Source organism: Amycolatopsis rhabdoformis (genome assembly GCF_035918295.1).
Lineage (GTDB): Bacteria > Actinomycetota > Actinomycetes > Mycobacteriales > Pseudonocardiaceae > Amycolatopsis > Amycolatopsis rhabdoformis.
Map to the genome: position 1 here is coordinate 5,631,126 of NZ_CP142149.1, position 17,612 is coordinate 5,648,737.

The window sequence follows — 17,612 nt, forward strand, 5'->3', positions numbered from 1 at the left end:
AGTCCGCTCATGAACATCTGCGTCTTCCTCTCCGCCGCCGACCTCGACGAGCGCTACACCGGGCCCGCGCGCGAGTTCGCCGAACTCGTGGGAAAAAACGACCACACGCTGGTGTGGGGCGGCTCCGACAGCGGCCTGATGAAGGTCGTGGCCGACGGCGTGCGCGCTTCGGGCGGCCGGCTCGTGGGGATCTCGGTGGAGCTGCTGCGCGGCGCCGCCCGCAAGGACGCCGACGAGATGGTGATCACCGCGGACCTGTCCGAGCGCAAGGCGCTGCTGCTCTCGCGGTCCGAAGCCGTGGTCGTGCTGGCCGGCGGCCTCGGCACGCTCGACGAGGTGACCGAAGTGCTCGAGCTGAAGAAGCACGGGCTGCACCACAAGCCGATCGTGCTGCTCAACACCGACGGCTTCTACGACGGCCTGATCCTGCAACTGCGCCGCATGGAGGACGACGGCTTCCTGCCACTGCCGCTCGACGACCTCGTGCGCTTTGCCGCTGAGCCTGGTGACGTGCTCGCGTTGCTGGGCTGATTCTGGTGTCGGTGGTGGTGCGGAAACTCGTTTTGCTGCTGGAGCTGTCGGGGCTGTCGCCCGTGCGCGCGGCGACGCGCTCGCACTGCCGGGCCGACTCAGACGTCGGTCGCGGTGCGGAACCGTGTTACCGCTGAAGCTGTCGGAAGTGTTGCCCGTGTGCGGCGGCGCGCTCGCACTGCTGGGCCTGCTCAGACGTCGGTGACGGTGCGGAGACCCGTGTTGCCGCTGGAGCTGTCGGGGGTGTTGCCCGTGCGCGCGGCGACACGGTAGCGCTGCTGGGCCGATTCAGACGTCGGTCGCGGTGCGGAACCCGTGTTGCCGCTGGAGCGGACGGGGCTGTTGCCCATGCGCGCGGCGACGCGGCGGCGCTGCTGCGCCGACTCACACGTCCGCGGCGGTGCGGAACCCCGTGTTGCCGCTGGAGCTGTCGGGGGTGTTGCCGGTGCGTGCGGCGACGCGGTAGCGGTTGCAGTAGGACTCGTGGCACAGGTACGAGCCGCCGCGCATGGCTCGGTTGGCCGGGTCGGCGGGGCTGGTGGGACGGTTGGTGCTGGTGGGGCTGCTGGGGTCCACGAGATCGAACCAGTCGGCGCACCACTCCCAGACGTTGCCGGCCACGTTGTACAGGCCGAAGCCGTTGGGCTGGAATGCGTCGGCGGGGGCGGTGCCGAGGTGGCCGTCTTCCTCCGTGTTGTGCACGGGGAAGCGGCCTTGCCAGATGTTGCACCGGTGCTCGCCGCCGGGGGTGAGGTCGTCGCCCCAGGGGAAGCGGGCCTGGTCGAGCCCGCCGCGCGCCGCGTACTCCCACTCGATCTCGGTCGGCAGCCGGCGGCCGGCCCAGGCGCAATAGGCGAGGGCGTCGTTCCAGGAGACGTGCACGACCGGGTGGTCCCACCGGTCCTCGACCGTGCTGTGCGGGCCTTCTGGCGCGCGCCAGTACGCGCCGGCGACACCGCACCACCACGGGGTCTGGTCCGGCCGCGGTGAGGTTTTGCGCAGCGGGCCCGGCACGAACTTCGCGAACACGTAGGTCCAGCCGAACTCCTCGGCCTCCGTGCGATGGCCGGTCGCGTCGACGAACTCTGCGAAGCGCGCGTTGGTGACCGCGCACGCATCGATCGCGAACGGCGCCACGGTCACCTCCCGCACCGGGCCTTCGCGGTCACCCGGAAAGCCGTCGGCGTCGTCGGTGCCCATCCGGAACGTGCCACCGCGCAACGTGATCAGCCCGGCGGTGTCCCCCACCTTGCCGACGGCGACCTCCCGGACCTCGGGGTCGTGGGCCTGGACCCGGGCTGGGGTCTGGTGGTGGGAACTGCGTACCGGCTGGCAACAATCGGACACGGAATGGGGACCTCCTCACCCGCACAGTAACTTCCCGCACACCGACCAGCACTTCCCACACACCGAGTGAGACTTCTCGAACACCGCTCGGCACTCCCCGAACAACGACCGCGCCTTCTCGAACATCCTCCGGCGCCTTTCGGACAGCCGAGGGTGGTCCTCACACCCGAGGAGACTCCTCGAACACCCGCCGGCGCCATCCGAACAGCCAGCGTTGGCACTCACACATCCGACGCGACTCCGCGAACACCCGGTGGCGCCTTCCGAACATCCAGCGGTAGCCCTCACACACCCGAGCAGACTCCGCGAACATCCGGTGGTGCCGGCCGCACAGCCAGCGTTGGCACTTGTCCATCCGACGAGACTCGGCGAACACACGGTGGTGCGTTCCGAACATCCAGCGGTAGCCCTCACACGCCCGAGCAGACTCCGCGAACATCCGCCGGTGCCTTTCGGACAGCCGAGGGTGGTCCTCACACACCCGAGGAGACTCCGCGAACACCCGGTGGCGCGTTCCGAACATCCAGCGGTAGCCCTCACGCCCGAGGAGACTCTGCGAACATCCGCCGGCGCCTTTCGGACAGCCGAGGGTGGTCCTCACACACATCGGAGGAGACTCCGCGAACATTCGGAGGTGCCGGCCGCACAGCCAGCGTTGGCACTAACACATCCGACGAGAGTTCTCGAACGCCCGGCGGTGCCTTCTGAACATCCAGCGGTGGTCCTCACACACCCGACGAGACTCCGCGAACACCCCGTGGTGCCTTCCGCACAGCCGCAGTAGTCCGCTCACCCCCGACGAGACTTCTCAAACACCCGGCGGTGCCGGCCGAACAGGCGCCGGTGGTCCTCGCACACTCGAGGAGACTTCTCCAACACCCGGCGGTGCCATCCGAACAACCAGCGGTAGTTCTCACACACTGGACGAGACTTCTCCAACACCCGGTGGTGCTACCCGCGCAGCAGCACAACGACACAACGGCACATCACCACAGCCGCGAGCCTCAGCCCCGGTAACCGATCTCCTGCACCACCCACGTATTCCCGTCCGGATCCGCGAAGTCGAAGATGCTCGCGTAGTCGAGGCGGTCGGGTTCGAGGCCCGGGGCCCAGTCTCCCTGCCAGTCCGGCAGGTTGGCCTTGTGGCGCAGGTCGCCGACAGGCACGCCGCGGGCGGTGAGTTCGCGGTGGGCCGCCGCGAGGTCGGTGACGGCGAGGTAGGTGGTGCGCGACGCGCCGGGCGTGGCGTCCGTGAGGCCGATGCCGAACTGGATGGAGCAGGCGGAGCCGGGCGGGGTGAGCTGCACGACGCGGTAGCGCTCGTTCGCCTGCCAGTCGACGTCGAGGGTGAAGCCGACCTGGTCGGTGTAGAACTTCAGCGATTTGTCGACGTCGCCGACGGCCAGGGTGAGGACTTCGAGAGCCCAGTTCATCGAGGTGTTCCTTTCGAGCGCGAGTCACATGTCCAGGACGAGGTCGGTGTGCGGCGTCGCGCAGCACACCAGGGTCTGCCCGGCCGCCGGGGGTTCCAGTGGCGAAGGCGAGTAGTCGACGGAGCCGGAGAGCACCGGGGTCACGCACGTGTGGCAGACGCCGCTGCGGCAGGCGTACCGCGTCGGCACGTCGCAGGCCTCGGCGAACTCCAGCAGCGTGCCGCCGGGGAACGGGGCGGAGACGCCGCTGCGCGCGAACGTGACGGTCGGGCCGGTTCCGGGCGGGCCTTCCGGCTGGTGCGGCGGCCGCGCCGGCTGCCCGACGAGGCCGGGGTTGATGGCGTCCAGCGCGCCGAACAGCTCGGTGTGGATGCACGACGCGTCGAGGCCGGCCGCGGTGAGCGCGGCCGTCATGTCGGTCATGAACGCCGCCGGCCCGCAGAGGTAGGCCGACGCGTCGGCCGGCACACCCAGCTGCACCAGCGCGTCCTTGGTGAGCCGGCCGGCGTGGGCGCCCACCGCGACGCGCTCATCGGCAGTCGCCGCGCTGAAGAAGATGTCCGAGCGCCCGCCGGGCAGCGTGGCGAGCAGCCGAGCGGCCTCCGCGGCCAGCGGGTGCTCGGCCGGCCCGCGCGCGCCGTGGATCCACCACACCGGCCGCGAACTGCCCTGCGCCGCCAGCTGGTGCAGCATCGCGAGCACCGGCGTGACCCCGATCCCGGCGGAGACCAGCAGCACCGGGCTCGTGCCGGCACCGAGCACGAAGTCACCGCGCGGCGCGGCCACGTCCAGCACCGCGCCCGCGGCGAGCTCGGTCGTGAGGTACGTGCTGGCCACGCCTTCGCGCTTCACGCTGATCCGGTAGCCGGCCGTGCCCGGCGCCGAGGAGATCGAGTAGCTGCGCACCGGCGAGGCCGCGGCCGGCACCCGCAGCGTGAGGTACTGCCCGGGCAGCGCAGCCGGCAGCTCGGCGCCATCTTCGGCCTCGAGGTACACCGACGTGACCGACGTGCTCTCGGGCCGCACCGCCGTGACGCGCAGGGGCCGGAACCCGGCCCACGCCGGCGCGGCTTCCGGCGCGGCGGTACCCAGCAGCTGCTCGAACGACTGCCGCCACCCCGGGCTCAGCGCCGGGATCCCGGCAGCGACGTGCAGCTTCGCCTCGTCCTTGTCGGGCAGGTACAGGAGCGCGTCGGTGTCGGCGACGCTGAGCGCGCCCGGCCCGGTCCGCGTCTTCACGATCCGGTCGCCGGCCGAGACCTTTCCCTCGCGGATCACCCGGAAGTAGAAGCCGGGCCGGTGGTGGCTCACGAGCAGCGACGGCAGCTCCGGCTCACCGAGCCGCATGCCCACGCGGTAACACGTGACCCGCGGCTGCGTGACCTCGAACTCGGCCTCGCCGATGCGGTAGCGGTCGCCGATGCACACCTCGTGGTCGGGCAGGCCGTCGACGGTGAAGTTCTCGCCGAACGAGCCGTATTCGAAACCCTCCCGGCCGAAGTGCTGCTCCCAGTGCCGGTACGAGTCGATCTGGTACACGAACACGGCCCGCTGCTCACCGCCGTGCCCGGCCTTGTCACCCTGGCCGTCGCCGTCGATGTTGAGACGGCGCACCATGGCCGGCCCCTCGACGGGGTGCTTCCACACTCCCGTGTAGACGGTCTTGCCCTGCCAGGACACGTTTTTCGGCATCCCGACGTTCACCGCGAGCACCGTTGCGGTCATACCGGCACCTCCTCGGCCACGACGACGTACCACTGTGCCACGGTTTCCGCCGGATTCCCCGGCCCGTGAATGGTCTGTCGGGACCGTCCTCGTCGGACTTTCAGACAGTGCGCTTCTCGATCTCGTCGGTGTCGAGCCCGCGGTCCACGCCGTGCGGGACCACGGTCTGGCCCGGCGCGAGCGTCTGGCGCACGCCGTCGAGGTAGACCTCGATCTTGTCCGGCTCGAAGGACACGAGGCCGGAGATGCGCTCGACCTCCGTCCAGGCCTGCTCGTACCCCCACGCGGCGCCGGCGTGGGAGCCGATGTCGTAGTAGCTGGCGAGGCCCTTGTAGGGGCAGAACGTCTGGCCCTCGACCGGCGTGAGCGCGGCCTCGTCGAGGTCCTCGCGCGGCACGTACCAGCGCGGCGCGAAACCGGATTCGTACAGCACCACGGGGCGGTGGGTGTCGGCGATCACGCGGTCGCCGTCGCGCACCACGAGGTGGCGCGAGGTGGTGCGGATGTCGTTGCGGTGATACAGGTCGGCGGCGTGGCCGACGATCCGCTCGTCCTCCTCGTAGAACGCCTCCATCGCGCGCCAGGCGAACGCGACGCGGTCCTTCAGCACGTCGGCGTACTCCGGCAGGCCGGTGTACTCCCACGCGGCGCGTTCGGCGCGGCCTTCGCCGGCGGCGACGGTGTACCAGCTGGTGTCGCCCAGCTCGCGGTGCTGCGTGACGCGGTCGCTGCCTTCCAGCACGCCTTCGGCGATGGCACTCTTCGGGAAGAAGGCCACCGGGTAGTGACCGGGTTCGTGCAGGAGCACCACGTCTTCACTGTCGACGATCCACTCGCCACCGAAGCGCACGCGCATGCGCCGGCGCAGCGGCTCCGCGAAGAGCAGCCGCTCGGGCAGCGGCACCGGGGAGAGGAACCTGCCGACCGACCTCGTGGAAAGCGGTCCCTGTTGCCATGCCAGTCCCATGACGTTCGCCTTCTCTCTGCCTCAACCTCTTGTCTAACGGCTATCTGGAATCTATACCCGTTAGGTCGGAGAACACAACACCCGATCCCAAACTTGTCGAAGCCGATGACTAATGCGTACACTCGCGTCATGAGCAGTAGCTTGAGCCTGGAGGACATGCAACGGGCCGGCTTCCCGATGGGCGGCGAGCCGATCGTCGCCCTGGACCTCGCCGACACGCTCGCAGCCGAGACGGAACCCGGCAACGGCGACCTGCTCGCCTCCCCCGAGCGCAACGCCACCTGGTGGAGCCTCGAACTGCCCCGGCTGCCGAACTCCGTCGCGCCCGACCTCGTGCCCACGCGCCGCCTGCGCTCGGCGATCCGCGACCTGCTGGAAGCGCACCTCGACGACCGCGAGCCGGCGCCGGCGTCGCTCGAAGAGGTGAACGCCGTGGCGGCGGCCGTGCCCACGAGCCCGCGGCTCGAAGCGCACGAGGACTGGGAGGCGCACACGCGCTGGCACGGCGAGCACGGCGGCAACATCGCGCTGGCGGCCATCGCGCGGGAGACGATCGAGCTGTTCGCCGACCCCGCCCGCCTCGCGCGGCTGCGCCGGTGCGCGAACCCCGACTGCACGATGCTCTTCCTCGCCACGAACCGGCGCCGGCAGTGGTGCGCGGGCAACGTCTGCGGCAACCGCGTGCGGGTGGCGCGGCACTACCAGCGCACTCACGAACAGCACCGCACTCACGACCAGCACCGCAACCCCGAGCAGCAAGCCGGCTGAGAGGACACGCCATGAAGACCATCACCGGGTTCCACAGCGGTGAGCTGAGTGTGCAGCGCCAAGCCGGGCTCGAGGCCGAGGCGGCCCGGCTCGTCGGCATGCTCGCGCCCGCGCACTTGAGCCACGGCGCCGAAGGGTTCCTCGCCCAGCGCGAGTTCGCGGCCGTGACCGCGCGCGACGCCGACGGGACGCTGTGGACCTCTCCCCTGCTCGGCCCGGCCGGGTTCCTGGAGGGCTTCGACACCACGCTGGTCGTGCACACCCGTCCCGGCGCCGGCGATCCCCTGCGTGAGCTGCCCGCCGGCGAGCCCGTGGGCCTGATCGCCGTCGAGTTCGCCACGCGGCGGCGGCTGCGGGTGAACGGCAGCGTCGTGGCGTCGGCCGAGGGCGGATTCCTGCTCGACGTGGAGCAGGCGTACGGCAACTGCCCGGCCTACATCCAGCAGCGGCACCTCGAAATCGGTCCGGCCCCGGCCACCCCCGACGCCGAGCGGACCGGCTCGCTCACCGACGCGCACCGCGACCTCATCCGCCGCGCCGACACCTTCTTCCTCGGCACGATCCACCCCACCCGCGGCGCCGACTCCTCGCACAAGGGCGGCGAGCCCGGCTTCGTCCGCGTGGACGGCGATGACCTGTGGTGGCCCGACTACGCGGGCAACAACATGTTCAACAGCCTCGGCAACATCACCACCGACCCCGAGGCGTCGCTGCTGTTCCTCGACTTCACCACCGGCACCACGCTGCAGCTCACCGGCACGGCGGTCCTCGAATGGGTCACACCGGGCACCGCGGGCGAGGACGACGCGACGGGCCGCCGCGTGCGCTTCCACCCGGCGCAGGTGGTGTGGCGGTCGGGGGTGCCGCTGCACGCGTCGGAAGTGGTGCCCTCGCCGCACAATCCGCGGATCACCGGCTGATCAGTCCACAGTGGATTTCGGGACGGGCTGAGCGCGTTCGCGGAAGGCGGCGGCTTTGCTGCTGTTGCCGCAGCGTTGCATGGAGCACCAGCGGCGCGGCCGGCCGCCGGGTGCGTCGAGGAAAAGCATGCGGCACAACGGTGAATCGCACGCGTGCACGGCCACCCGGCGGGCCGGGTCGGTGACGAGGTCGATCGCGTCGCGCGCGACCACCGCGAGCATCGACGCGGCGGTGTGGCGCCGAGGGCCGGGCGTCAGCCGGCCGTCGGCGGCCAAGGCGAGCCGGGGCGGGTCGGCGTGGTGCGCGGCCCAGGTCTCGACGATCGCGGCCGAGGCGGGGTCCACCGGCGCGTCGGCCAGCGCGTCGGTGACCACGCGGAACACGGCCTCCCGCAAGCGATGCGCCTGCGCGAGCGCCTCCTGCGTAGCCTCGCCCGGCACCAGTGGCAGGCCGACGCCGGTGGCCCACGCGTCGAGGCGCGTGGGGTCCGAGAGGCGCTCGACGGCCACGGTCGGCCGGCGGCCGACGGTGGCCACCAGGTCGAGGGCACGGGAACCGGCGTCGAAGCGGAGTTCCCTGAGCTGCGCGGTCACCCGCACGCGCGGGGTCATCGGCTCGTCCGCGCGCGGCCGGGCGCGGTGACCACGACCAGCACCACACTCACGCCGGCAGCGATCACGAACGCGACCGGTGGTGGCAGGACGACATCCACCGCCGCGAACAGGTACGGCGCCGCGAAACCCAGGTACGCCAAGCAGTAGAACACCGCTGTGACGCCGGCAAGATCGGCCGCCTCCGCGAGCGCTTCGACGCGGCTGAGCCCGCCGACCAGCAGCATTCCGTACGCGGCGCCGAGGACCACAGCGGCGGGAAGAGTGAGCAGCGCCTGGCCCAGTTCCGTCGACAGGGCCGCGAGCAGGAAGCCGGCCACGGTCAGGCCGAGACCCCAGGTGAGCACGAGCGGGCTGCGCCGGCGTTCCAGCGCCCGGGCGAAGGGCTGCACGAGCAGCCCGCTGCCGAGCGTGAGACCGGCGAGCACGCCGCTGCTCGCCACCGGTGCGACCGGTGCGGGCAGCAGCGTCGGCAGCACCGCGAAACTCGTGGTCGCCACGCCGAACACCAGCGGCGCGCTCGGCGCGACCCGGCGCAGGAACTCGGGGCTGGTCAGGGCGGTTTTGAGCTGGTGGCGCCGTTCGCCGGGAACCGCCTGCGCCGTCACGGTTTCCGGCACGTGCCAGGCCAGCACACCGACCACCGCCGTCACCGCCAGGTGCACGAGGTACGGCAGCACCGCCGGGGCCGTCAGCCACTGCGCGATCACGCCGGCGACCAGCGGGCCGCAGCCGAACCCCACCGACAGCGAGATCGCGGCCCGGCGCGCACCCGCGCCCGGACCGGCGTCGGCGGACAGCTCCTTGATCCACGCGCTGCCCGGCCCGAACGCGGCCCCCGAAGCGACCCCGGCCACCAGCCGGCCGAGCGCCAGCACCCACGTGGACCCGGCACCGAAGAGCAGGATCACCGACGCCAGCGCCGAAAGCACCAGCACCGGGCGCATCACGCGGCGGCGGCCGAGCCGATCGGAGAACCGCGCGCCGAGCAGCAGCGCCGGAATCAGGCCGACCACGTAGGCGCCGAAGATCGCCGTGACGACCGTCGGCGAAAGGTGCTCCTGGTCGCGGTAGACGATCAGCAGCGGCGAAAACTGGTTCGCTCCCCAGCCGACGGCGAGCACCGCCGCGCCGACCCTGGCCCACGGGCTCATGCCACCTCCAGCGTTAGTAACCTGAGTATGGGTTACTAAGCGCGCCTTGCCCACCCCGCGGCGGTGTGACGGATATCGTGGGACCCATGACCGCCGGACCGACCCTCGAGGACGTGCAGGCAGCGGGGTTCCCGATGGGCGGCGAGCCGCTCGTGGCCCTCGACCTGGCCGACACCCTCATGACGGCGGTGGACCCCGCCGTCGACCTGATCGAACCGACGGACGGGTACGAAACCTGGTGGCGGCTGCAGCTGCCCCGGCTGCCCGAGGCGAGCGTGCCCGCCGCGGCCGCCACCCGCCGCCTGCGCACGGCGATCCGCGACCTGCTCGTTGCGCACCTCGAAGCCCGCGCGCCGCTGGCCGTTTCGGTGGAGGACCTCAACGCGTTCGCCTCCGCCGTGCCCCGCAGCCTGCGCCTCACCGCGGACGACTCGGGCGCTCTGACCGCGACCACCCGCTGGCACACCGAACACGGCGGCAACGCGGCCCTCGCGGCGATCGCCACCGAGACGATCGACCTGCTGTCATCGCCGGCGCAACTGGAGAAACTGCGCCGCTGCGCAAACCCGGCGTGCTCGATGCTGTTCGTGGCGGAGACCAAGCGGCGGCAGTGGTGCACGGGCAACATCTGCGGAAACCGGGCGCGAGTTGCGCGCCATTATCGGCGGACGCACGCGGATTCGGCTTCCTGAGTCGCGGACCTCGGCCGCTCGTGGCGTGGACGCGTCCGTTGCCGGCCGAAGCGGTGGGGCGGGTCTGGTGAGTCCCGAAGGTACCCAGCGGTAGGCCGGATCTACGCCGGGAGATCAACGCCGGCGGGATCAGCTTCTGATCGCAGAAATCCAGGCCTGAACCGGAGCGGCCCGAGCCTGGCTTTGTGGTGCGACTACTGGACTGTACGAACGCGCGAGCGTCCGGCTGAGCGCGCAAAACAGGCCCGGACCGAGAGTGGTCCGGGCCTGCTTTGGTGCTACTGGGGCGAAACTCAGTGACCGAACAGCGGCAGGTGGCCGAGGGCGTCGGTCGCGGCGTGCAGGTCGAGGCCGTGGGCCAGGTCCTGCGCGTGGGTCTCGACGCCGCCCAGCGGGGAGCCGGTGTGGGTCGCGTCGGTGACGTCGGCCAGCGGGGTGTGCTGGATGCCCGCGGTGTCGGCCTGGCCGACGGTGTCGAGCACGTGGTGCACGGTGTCGCCCACGACCGGGGCCTGCGGCGCGGCGGCCGACAGGGTGTGGGTGACGGAGCCGACGACGCCGGAGGCGTTCGGGACGGCCGGCACAGCCGGGACGCCCGGAACCGCCGGGAGGGCGGGCACGGCCGGGAGCGCGGGCAGGCCCGCGGCCGGGACGACGTGGTCCAGCGTGTGCGACAGGTCGCCGGCGGCACCGAAGTCGGCGCGCTCGTCGCCGGCCAGCGCGGTGCCGACCGGGGTCGAGCCGATGGCCTCGTTCACGTGGCCGAGCAGGCCGGCGCCGGTGACGCGAACGTCCTCGACGAGACCCGACACCGGGCCACCGACCGCCGGCACGCCGGCGAGCGCGGCCACGGCGGCCTGCGGCATGAGGGCGTCGCCCAGGTGGTTGGTGGTGGCGTCGACCGCGGAGCCCACGAGCTTGCCGTCGAAGACGTGCTGGCCCACGGCGTCCACGGTGTTCTCGAGGTCGATCGCACCGGCGGCCACGACCGGGCCGGCGATCGGGACACCGTTGACCGCGCCCGCGACACCGTCGACGGCGTCCGAGACCTGGGCCAGCGTCGAGTGGGTGAGGGTGTTGAGGCCGGTCTGGTCGGCAACGTCGCTGACCGTCTCGAACACACCGCTCAGGTTCGGCAGGCCGCTCGCCGCGTCGGTGAGGTTCGGCAGGTCGGCGCGCTCGCCGGCCGCGTGGCCCAGGACGCCGCCGACCATCGGCAGGTTGGCGCCGGCCAGCGGGGTGGTGTCCATGACCAGCGGCATGATGTCCTGCACGTCGCCCGCGGTCACGTCCGGCAGACCCGCCGCGTTCAGCACGCCCTGCGGGTCGGCGGTGTAGTCGGCCAGCGCCTGCGGGTCGCTCAGCAGGGTCATGGCGAATTCGTGCAGGTTCTGCACCGCGTCCATAGTCAGTTGTCTCCTGTGCACTGATGAATCGGCCGTCGAGGACATGCCGAGAAGTAGAAGGCTTCGGGGACGAAGATAGGACCCGCCCGATCGGCGGCCATCGGGGGCCACCCCGGGGGTTGGCCACCCCGGCATTAGGGATTTCGACCCGTGCCCCATTAGGGGGACTAGGGAAATGCGGGCCGCCGCGCCGATTAGCCGTGGTCAGCGCGGTGCGGCCGGATTCACTCGCCGCGCCTGCCGAGCGACGACCCTTCAGGCTCCTTCGGAGACACGCGGTGCACCGCGGAGTGATCGTCGAATAAACCACCCGTTGGTGTGACAACCTTGCCCGATTTCACGGCCGCCAGACATCAACGACGAACTCGCGCATCTGCTCACGGAACTTTCCGGATGAGCTCGCGGCCCCCAGAAGGCGCCTTAAATCGCCCTCGAAAGCACTTCGACGCGCCCCGAAGAGGTGCGGCGCGGAACTCGACAAAGAGAACACGCTGGCGACGATGTCGTCGATATCGCGGATCACTGTCGGACCTGGCACGGAGATGCTCTCGGGACCGCTGAAGCCGGCGGCGCGGTAGATCTCGGTCTCGCCGCCGGGCGTGCCCTGCGGGAGGGTGCCACGCCCGGCGCGGCGGGTGGAGCCGAGGTAGTGGTGGACGAGGGCGGTGATCTCGTCGTGGGGTGGGGCTGGGTCGGCGGCGTGGTGGGTGCGGTTTTCGGCAGTGGTGTGGGTGGCGCCTTGGGCGGTGTCGGGGACGGCGCGGCGGGGGGCTGGTTCGGTGTGGCTGTCGGCGGTGCCGCGGGCGGCGGCGTGAGCAGCAGGATCGGCAGTGCTGCGGGTGGTGGCGCGAGCAGCGGCACCGGCGGTGCTGTGGGTGGTGGCGCGAGCAGCAACATCAGCACTGCCGCGAGTAGCGCGCCGAGCTGCAGCATCAGCGGCGCCGTGAGCAGCCGCATCAGCAGTACCGCCGGCAGCGCTGCGATCAGCAGCATCACCATTGTCGCGAGCGGCAGCATCGGTGCAGCTGCGGCTTGTGCTGCGAGTGGCAGCATCAGCGGCATCGCCGGTTGCGCTGCGAGCGGCAGCATCCGTGCCAGCGAGGGCGGCAGCATCAATAGCGCCGTCAGCTGGCGCGGGGAGAACAAGATCAGCGGCGTCGCCAGTCACGACCGGCGCGGTCGCACCGCCGATTGCGCTGCGAACGGCAGCATCCGTGGCAGGGCGGGCGGCAGTATCAATGGCGCCGTCAGCGGACGCGGGAAGAACGCGGTCGGTGGCGTCGCCAGTCACGACCGGCCTGGTGGCGCCACCGGTTGCGCTGCGAACGGCAGCATCCGTGCCAGCGCGGGCGGCAGCATCAATGGCCCCGTCAGCGGGCGCGGGGAGAACACGATCGGCGGCGTCGCCAGTCACGGCCGGCGCGGTGGCGCCGCCGATTGCGCGGCGAGCGGCAGCGTTCGCGGCGTCGCGGGCCTTGCCAGGAGTGGCGACGTCGGTGGTGCCGCGGGTGGCACTGGGTGCACCCGCGGGCAGGGTGCGGTAGGTGGCGTCGTCGGTCGCACTTGGGGTGGCGAGGCCGCGGTGGGTGGTGGCGTGGATGTGGGCGCAGGCGCCGTCCGGGGTGAGCATGGTGTGGACGGCGGCGGCGACGCGGGGGCGGTCCAGCCAGTGGAAGGACTGGGCGAACGTGACGAGCCGGAAGGTGCCGAGGCCGGCCGGGAGGTGTTCGGCGCGGGCGCGCACCCAGGAGGTGGTGGTGAGGCCCGCTTCGGTGGCGAGTCGGGCGGCTTCGTCGAGCATGGATTGGTCGGCGTCGAGGCCGATGGTCGAGGCGAAGTGGCCGGCGAGGAGCAGGGTGAGGGAGCCCGGGCCGCAGCCGATGTCGAGGAGGCGGCCGGAGCCGTCGAGGCCGAGCACGTCGGCGAGGGCCTCGGCGAGTGCCGGTGGGTAGGCGACGCGGCCGCGGGCGTAGTAGGTCGCGCTTCCCGAGTACAGCGATTCGTCCCATTCCCAGTCGGCCATGACCTTGAATCTAGAGTCGCGGGTCGAGACTGCACAGGGAATTGCCTGCCGCCGCACCCGGCGCGGAGGTGTGGTGACTCGGCGCCGGATCGGCGACGGGGCGAGGCGGCGGTGCGTCAGGCGAGCGACTTCGCCCAGTTTTCGAACCACGCGCGAGGCCGCAGCCCGCTCACGCTCTGACCACCCGCGACCCACGCGGGTGTGCCCTGCACGCCGTTTTCGTAGGCGAGGATCGCCGATTTGCCGACAGCCCGGTCCGCTTCACCCGATTCCCAAGCGGCGCGCACGATCTCGGGGTCGCCACCCGCGGCTTCGGTGAGCGCGAGGAGCAGATCGCGGGACTCGAGGTCCTTGCCTTCGCCGAAGTAGGCGTTGAACACCGAGGCCGCGAAGCGATCTGCGACGGTGGTGTCCGCAGTCCCGGTGCCCGCGCCGGCGGTGGTGTCCGCAGTCCCAGTGTCCGCGCCGGCGGTGGTGTCCGCAGTCCCAGTGTCCGCAGCGGCGGTGGCGTCCGCGCCGACGGTGGCGTCCGCAGCAGCATCGGTGCCCGCGACGACGCCGTGCCCAGCGGCATCAGTGTGCGCGGCAGCGGTGGTATCGGCAGTGCCAGTGTCCGCAGCAGCATCGGTGTGCGCGGCGGCAGTGTCCGCAGCGGCGAGCGTCGCGTAGGCGCCGAGCGCGGGCAGGGAGTAGGCGATCCGGTCGGTCCACGTCAGCGGAAGGCCGGCGGCTTCGGCCTCACTGGCGAGAAAGTCGTACGTGGGGCCGACGCGGGGTCCGACGGCAGTGCCGCCGGGGCCGATCTCCGGGTGGATCTGCAGCGGGTGTTCGAGAACCACCACGCCGTGTTCGCGCAGCACCCGGTTGCGGTCCTGGGCAAGATAGCAGAAGGGGCACAGGAAGTCGAACCAGTGGTCGACAGTCGGGGTGACGGACATGCCGGGACTCCTCGGGCTAGTTTCGATACGTTCACACGGTGTAACGAAATAGCGAGGCGTGTTAGTCCCGCGACACTTCGGTGGTAGACGCCGAACACCGCGAACACCCCAAGCACACAGAACAACCCAAACATCCGGCTGATGGTGGAGTTCCACCATCAGCCGGATGCCAGTCACACGGGCGAGCCCGAAGCCACCCCAGACGACACCACCGCCGCGTCCCGATGCGGCCCCACCGAGTCGTAGAACGTCGTGAACGAAGCCACCGGCTCCCGCGTCGTGCGGTGGTCGTCAAGCCGGTGACCGTCGTCCGCGTAACCAAGGGCGATTCCGCACACCACGAGGTGGTCGTCCGGAATCGTGAGGTGGCGGCGCAACACCGGGTGGTAATCGATGAACGAAGCTTGTGCGCAAGTGTGCAGGCCGGCGCCGCGCGCGGACAGCATCAGGCCCTGGAGAAACAGGCCCGCGTCCACCAGCGCGCCCTGCAACGGCGCCCGGCTCACAGTGAGCACCAGACCCACGGGTGCGCCGAAGAAGTCGTAGTTGCGCCGGTGGTGGCCGCGGCGGCCGGCGGAGTCGTCGGCCGCGATGCCGAGCGTTTCGGAGTAGAGGCCCTCACCGAAGCGACGGCGGCGAGTGCGAAACGGCTCCGGCCACGCGTCCGCCGCCGGCTGGTAGGCGAACTCGCCGACGGATCGGCGGCCTTCGTCGTGCGCGCACAGCAGGTCGGCCGTGAGCGCGCGCTTGGCGGCACCCGTGAGCACGTGGACCTGCCACGGCTGGCTGTTGGAGTTGCTAGCCGAGGACGACGCCAGCGCGAGCAGCCGCTCGACCTCCGCGCGCGGCACGGGCGTCGGCAGGAACGCCCGGCAGCTGCGCCGCGTCGCCATCGCTTCCTCGATCGTGGACGCCAGGTTCATGGCGCTGGGCTCCCGGGTCAGGCCGCGGGCGGCTGGATGTCGTAGGAGATCCGGCCGGCCGGCAGGTAGAACAACGCGATCAGCGCCCCGCCCTTGACCTCCGGGTAGTGGTGACTGCCGGGGCCGGGCGCGGTCCAGCCCGGGCCGCTCCAGCCGTTGGGGCCCATCAGCTTCGCACCCGGGTCCAGCGGCACCACCAGGTTGAGCTCACCGTAGGGGTGCTGGTGGTACTGGCCGCGGAACGGCTCCACGCTGTCCATGTACACCGCGGTGACACTGAAGTAGTTGAGCGTGTCCTGCGGGTCGGAGATGCGGCTGCGCCGGTACTTGCGGCCCTCGATCTCGATGTTGGCCGCCCAGCCGGCTTCCACGCCCTCGGTGATCATCCGCGCGAGGTCCTGGTAGAGCTCACTTTCGGGGCCGTAGCGCGTGTTCAGCCACGTTTCCAGCTCCCCGCCCGCGGTGCGGTTCTTCACCTCGGCGAGAAACGGGATGCTGCGGTCGATCAGCTCCTGGGGCGTGGTCATCGTCGACTCCGTTCGTCCGCTGTGGTTCGGCGTCCTTCGACCATATGACGTAGTTCAGTTACAGTCAAGTATCGTAACTAAACTAGGTACCCGATCGAGCCGCAGGCCGAAGTGCTCGCGGTAGGCGGCGAGAACCCCGGCGTCGCCGGCCAGGACCGCCTCCGAGCGCCGCTCGCCGGTCGTCACCAAGAGCCGGGACCCCGCCACCGTCACGCGACCGTCCGGGGTCGCCCGCGAACACGTCGGCCCCCGCGTGAACGGCGAATCAGGCGAGTTCGTGTGGAACCACGCCATCGCGGCGAACTCGTCGAGCTCCCGCGGCCGCGATTCGAGCCGGTAGACGATCGCGCCGTCGCACACCACGTCCACGTCACCGTGCGGCGCCGGCTCGACGGTGAACCGGCCGGCCGGATCGACCTGCACCGCGGACGTGCCGAACCGCAGCGGCGCGAGGCTGAAGCGCCCGTAGCCGACGTCGACCAGCCACGGCTCGTCGAGCTCCACCCGCAGCGCCAGGTGATCCAGCGGCGGCCCGAACGCGCCGGTCCGGCGCATCACGCGCCCGGCCAGCAGCTGCACGTCGAAGCCGACCTCACGCAACAGCCACGCGAACGCCCCGTTCAGCTCGTAACAGAGCCCGCCGCGCCGCCGGCGCACGATCTTGTCGAGCAGCACGCCCGGCGCCAGGTCCACCCGCTCCCCCAGGTAACCCGCGAGGTTCTCGAACGGTACGGCCTCGAGATGCCGGCGCTGCAGCTCGCGCAGCGCCGCCAGATCCGGCACCTCCGGCCGGACCGCGCCGATCCGCAGCAGGTAGTCCTCGACGTCCACGCCGGCCTCCAGGCAGTTTCGTTACATGAAGTACATGTAATTCCAGGATAACAACCCGGTCGTGTAACGGATCGGTTATGCTGCGTCGATTCTGTTTCTCGGCGAGGTGGAGCCATGGCACGGGCACGCGAAACGACGGCGGACGAGCAGGCCGGCACCGAAGACGGCCCGCGGCCGGGCGGGCGCCCGCGCGACGCCGCGCTCGACGAGGCGATCATCCAGGCGACGCGGCGGCGGCTCGCCCTCGACGGCTACTCGCGCATGACGATCGGCGACATCGCCACGGACGCGAAGGTCAGCCGCCCCACGCTGTACCGGCGCTGGGCGACGAAGTTCGAGCTGGTCGTCGACGCACTCGACTACGGTTTCCGCAAACAGGCCGACATGTACGAGTTCGACCTCAGTGGACTCGAGCCGCGCGAAGCGCTCACCGAAGCCGTGCGCCGGCTCGACCCCGCGTACTTCAACCCCGACGCCATGGTCCTCATGGGCAACTTCGCCGGCGAGGCGATCCGCACCCCGGAGCTGCTCGACATCCTGCGCAAGCACGCGGTGGAGCCGCGCGTACAGCTGGTGGAGAACGTGCTCACCCAACTGCAGGACCGCGGAGCCGTGCGGGACGACATCGACAAACACACCATCGCGACGATGTGCTTCGGCAGCTACTTCGCCTCGTTCTACCGCGGGGAGACCAAAACGGAGATTCCGGCGGCGGTCGTGTCCGTGCTCTGGCCCGCTCTCGAGAAGAAGCCGGCGCCGCGGCGGCGCGCGACCGCTCCGGGCAAACGCGCCCGATGATCGGACCCGCGTAAGTT

The 17,612-nt window shown here is 71.1% G+C and carries 17 protein-coding genes; 5 read left to right on the top strand and 12 right to left on the bottom strand.

Annotation, left to right across the window (positions count from 1 at the left end; translation table 11 throughout):
• Positions 1–9 precede the first annotated feature (9 nt).
• On the top strand, positions 10–531 hold the full coding sequence (locus tag VSH64_RS25955; protein ID WP_326565291.1) for an LOG family protein: 522 nt from the start codon (positions 10–12) through the stop codon (positions 529–531).
• 384 nt (positions 532–915) lie between these two features.
• Here the strand turns inward: VSH64_RS25955 and VSH64_RS25960 are convergent, their stop codons facing one another.
• The 4 genes from VSH64_RS25960 to VSH64_RS25975 form a co-directional block, all read right to left on the bottom strand.
• Positions 916–1,878 carry a formylglycine-generating enzyme family protein gene (locus VSH64_RS25960; RefSeq protein ID WP_456062082.1) on the bottom strand — a complete coding sequence of 321 codons (963 nt, stop codon included), beginning with the start codon at positions 1,876–1,878 and terminating at the stop codon, positions 916–918.
• 1,004 nt (positions 1,879–2,882) lie between these two features.
• On the bottom strand, positions 2,883–3,311 hold the full coding sequence (locus VSH64_RS25965; RefSeq protein WP_326565293.1) for a VOC family protein: 429 nt from the start codon (positions 3,309–3,311) through the stop codon (positions 2,883–2,885).
• A 24-nt stretch (positions 3,312–3,335) separates the two neighbouring features.
• Positions 3,336–5,036 carry an MOSC and FAD-binding oxidoreductase domain-containing protein gene (locus VSH64_RS25970; protein ID WP_326565294.1) on the bottom strand — a complete coding sequence of 567 codons (1,701 nt, stop codon included), beginning with the start codon at positions 5,034–5,036 and terminating at the stop codon, positions 3,336–3,338.
• 100 nt (positions 5,037–5,136) lie between these two features.
• Complete coding sequence (locus VSH64_RS25975; protein WP_326565295.1) at positions 5,137–6,003, bottom strand: DUF427 domain-containing protein; 867 nt, start codon at positions 6,001–6,003, stop codon at positions 5,137–5,139.
• A gap of 129 nt (positions 6,004–6,132) precedes the next feature.
• Here VSH64_RS25975 and VSH64_RS25980 point away from each other — a divergent pair, with 129 nt between their 5' ends.
• Positions 6,133–6,771, top strand: a complete 639-nt coding sequence (locus VSH64_RS25980) for a CGNR zinc finger domain-containing protein (protein WP_326565296.1) — start codon at positions 6,133–6,135, stop codon at positions 6,769–6,771.
• A gap of 11 nt (positions 6,772–6,782) precedes the next feature.
• Positions 6,783–7,691, top strand: coding sequence for a pyridoxamine 5'-phosphate oxidase family protein (locus tag VSH64_RS25985; RefSeq protein ID WP_326565297.1), 909 nt, complete (start codon positions 6,783–6,785; stop codon positions 7,689–7,691).
• On the opposite strand, the gene VSH64_RS25990 is transcribed toward VSH64_RS25985, so the two are convergent.
• Together VSH64_RS25990 and VSH64_RS25995 are read right to left on the bottom strand one after the other, a co-directional pair.
• Entirely contained in the window at positions 7,692–8,303 is a 612-nt protein-coding gene (locus VSH64_RS25990; protein ID WP_326565298.1) for a CGNR zinc finger domain-containing protein, read from the bottom strand.
• Positions 8,300–9,457 (bottom strand): MFS transporter, encoded by a 1,158-nt coding sequence (locus tag VSH64_RS25995; RefSeq protein WP_326565299.1) that lies wholly within the window; start codon positions 9,455–9,457, stop codon positions 8,300–8,302. The genes VSH64_RS25990 and VSH64_RS25995 overlap by 4 nt, the downstream gene beginning before the upstream one ends.
• A gap of 86 nt (positions 9,458–9,543) precedes the next feature.
• On the opposite strand from VSH64_RS25995, the gene VSH64_RS26000 reads away from it, so the two are divergent.
• Complete coding sequence (locus VSH64_RS26000; RefSeq protein ID WP_326565300.1) at positions 9,544–10,149, top strand: CGNR zinc finger domain-containing protein; 606 nt, start codon at positions 9,544–9,546, stop codon at positions 10,147–10,149.
• A gap of 293 nt (positions 10,150–10,442) precedes the next feature.
• Here the strand turns inward: VSH64_RS26000 and VSH64_RS26005 are convergent, their stop codons facing one another.
• From VSH64_RS26005 to VSH64_RS26030, 6 genes are all read right to left on the bottom strand, one after another.
• A complete protein-coding gene (locus tag VSH64_RS26005) occupies positions 10,443–11,555 on the bottom strand; it encodes an IniB N-terminal domain-containing protein (protein ID WP_326565301.1) in 1,113 nt (370 codons plus the stop codon).
• A 337-nt stretch (positions 11,556–11,892) separates the two neighbouring features.
• Entirely contained in the window at positions 11,893–13,578 is a 1,686-nt protein-coding gene (locus tag VSH64_RS26010; protein ID WP_326565302.1) for a class I SAM-dependent methyltransferase, read from the bottom strand.
• Between the two features lie 116 nt (positions 13,579–13,694).
• Positions 13,695–14,516: a DsbA family protein gene (locus tag VSH64_RS26015; protein ID WP_326565303.1), complete on the bottom strand. Its 822-nt coding sequence runs from the start codon at positions 14,514–14,516 to the stop codon at positions 13,695–13,697.
• A 173-nt stretch (positions 14,517–14,689) separates the two neighbouring features.
• Complete coding sequence (locus VSH64_RS26020) at positions 14,690–15,439, bottom strand: nitroreductase (protein WP_326565304.1); 750 nt, start codon at positions 15,437–15,439, stop codon at positions 14,690–14,692.
• A gap of 17 nt (positions 15,440–15,456) precedes the next feature.
• Positions 15,457–15,966, bottom strand: a complete 510-nt coding sequence (locus VSH64_RS26025; RefSeq protein WP_326565305.1) for a DUF4863 family protein — start codon at positions 15,964–15,966, stop codon at positions 15,457–15,459.
• A 54-nt stretch (positions 15,967–16,020) separates the two neighbouring features.
• On the bottom strand, positions 16,021–16,797 hold the full coding sequence (locus VSH64_RS26030; protein ID WP_326565306.1) for an arylamine N-acetyltransferase family protein: 777 nt from the start codon (positions 16,795–16,797) through the stop codon (positions 16,021–16,023).
• Between the two features lie 114 nt (positions 16,798–16,911).
• Here VSH64_RS26030 and VSH64_RS26035 point away from each other — a divergent pair, with 114 nt between their 5' ends.
• A complete protein-coding gene (locus tag VSH64_RS26035; protein WP_326565307.1) occupies positions 16,912–17,595 on the top strand; it encodes a TetR/AcrR family transcriptional regulator in 684 nt (227 codons plus the stop codon).
• Positions 17,596–17,612: the final 17 nt, after the last annotated feature.

Coding starts and splice junctions, on each gene's coding strand:
- VSH64_RS25955 (WP_326565291.1), top strand. CDS start 10: ATGAACATCTGCGTCTTCCTCTCCGCCGCCGACCTCGACGAGCGCTAC.
- VSH64_RS25965 (WP_326565293.1), bottom strand. CDS start 3,311: ATGAACTGGGCTCTCGAAGTCCTCACCCTGGCCGTCGGCGACGTCGAC.
- VSH64_RS25970 (WP_326565294.1), bottom strand. CDS start 5,036: ATGACCGCAACGGTGCTCGCGGTGAACGTCGGGATGCCGAAAAACGTG.
- VSH64_RS25975 (WP_326565295.1), bottom strand. CDS start 6,003: ATGGGACTGGCATGGCAACAGGGACCGCTTTCCACGAGGTCGGTCGGC.
- VSH64_RS25980 (WP_326565296.1), top strand. CDS start 6,133: ATGAGCAGTAGCTTGAGCCTGGAGGACATGCAACGGGCCGGCTTCCCG.
- VSH64_RS25985 (WP_326565297.1), top strand. CDS start 6,783: ATGAAGACCATCACCGGGTTCCACAGCGGTGAGCTGAGTGTGCAGCGC.
- VSH64_RS25990 (WP_326565298.1), bottom strand. CDS start 8,303: ATGACCCCGCGCGTGCGGGTGACCGCGCAGCTCAGGGAACTCCGCTTC.
- VSH64_RS25995 (WP_326565299.1), bottom strand. CDS start 9,457: ATGAGCCCGTGGGCCAGGGTCGGCGCGGCGGTGCTCGCCGTCGGCTGG.
- VSH64_RS26000 (WP_326565300.1), top strand. CDS start 9,544: ATGACCGCCGGACCGACCCTCGAGGACGTGCAGGCAGCGGGGTTCCCG.
- VSH64_RS26005 (WP_326565301.1), bottom strand. CDS start 11,555: ATGGACGCGGTGCAGAACCTGCACGAATTCGCCATGACCCTGCTGAGC.
- VSH64_RS26010 (WP_326565302.1), bottom strand. CDS start 13,578: ATGGCCGACTGGGAATGGGACGAATCGCTGTACTCGGGAAGCGCGACC.
- VSH64_RS26015 (WP_326565303.1), bottom strand. CDS start 14,516: ATGTCCGTCACCCCGACTGTCGACCACTGGTTCGACTTCCTGTGCCCC.
- VSH64_RS26020 (WP_326565304.1), bottom strand. CDS start 15,439: ATGAACCTGGCGTCCACGATCGAGGAAGCGATGGCGACGCGGCGCAGC.
- VSH64_RS26025 (WP_326565305.1), bottom strand. CDS start 15,966: ATGACCACGCCCCAGGAGCTGATCGACCGCAGCATCCCGTTTCTCGCC.
- VSH64_RS26035 (WP_326565307.1), top strand. CDS start 16,912: ATGGCACGGGCACGCGAAACGACGGCGGACGAGCAGGCCGGCACCGAA.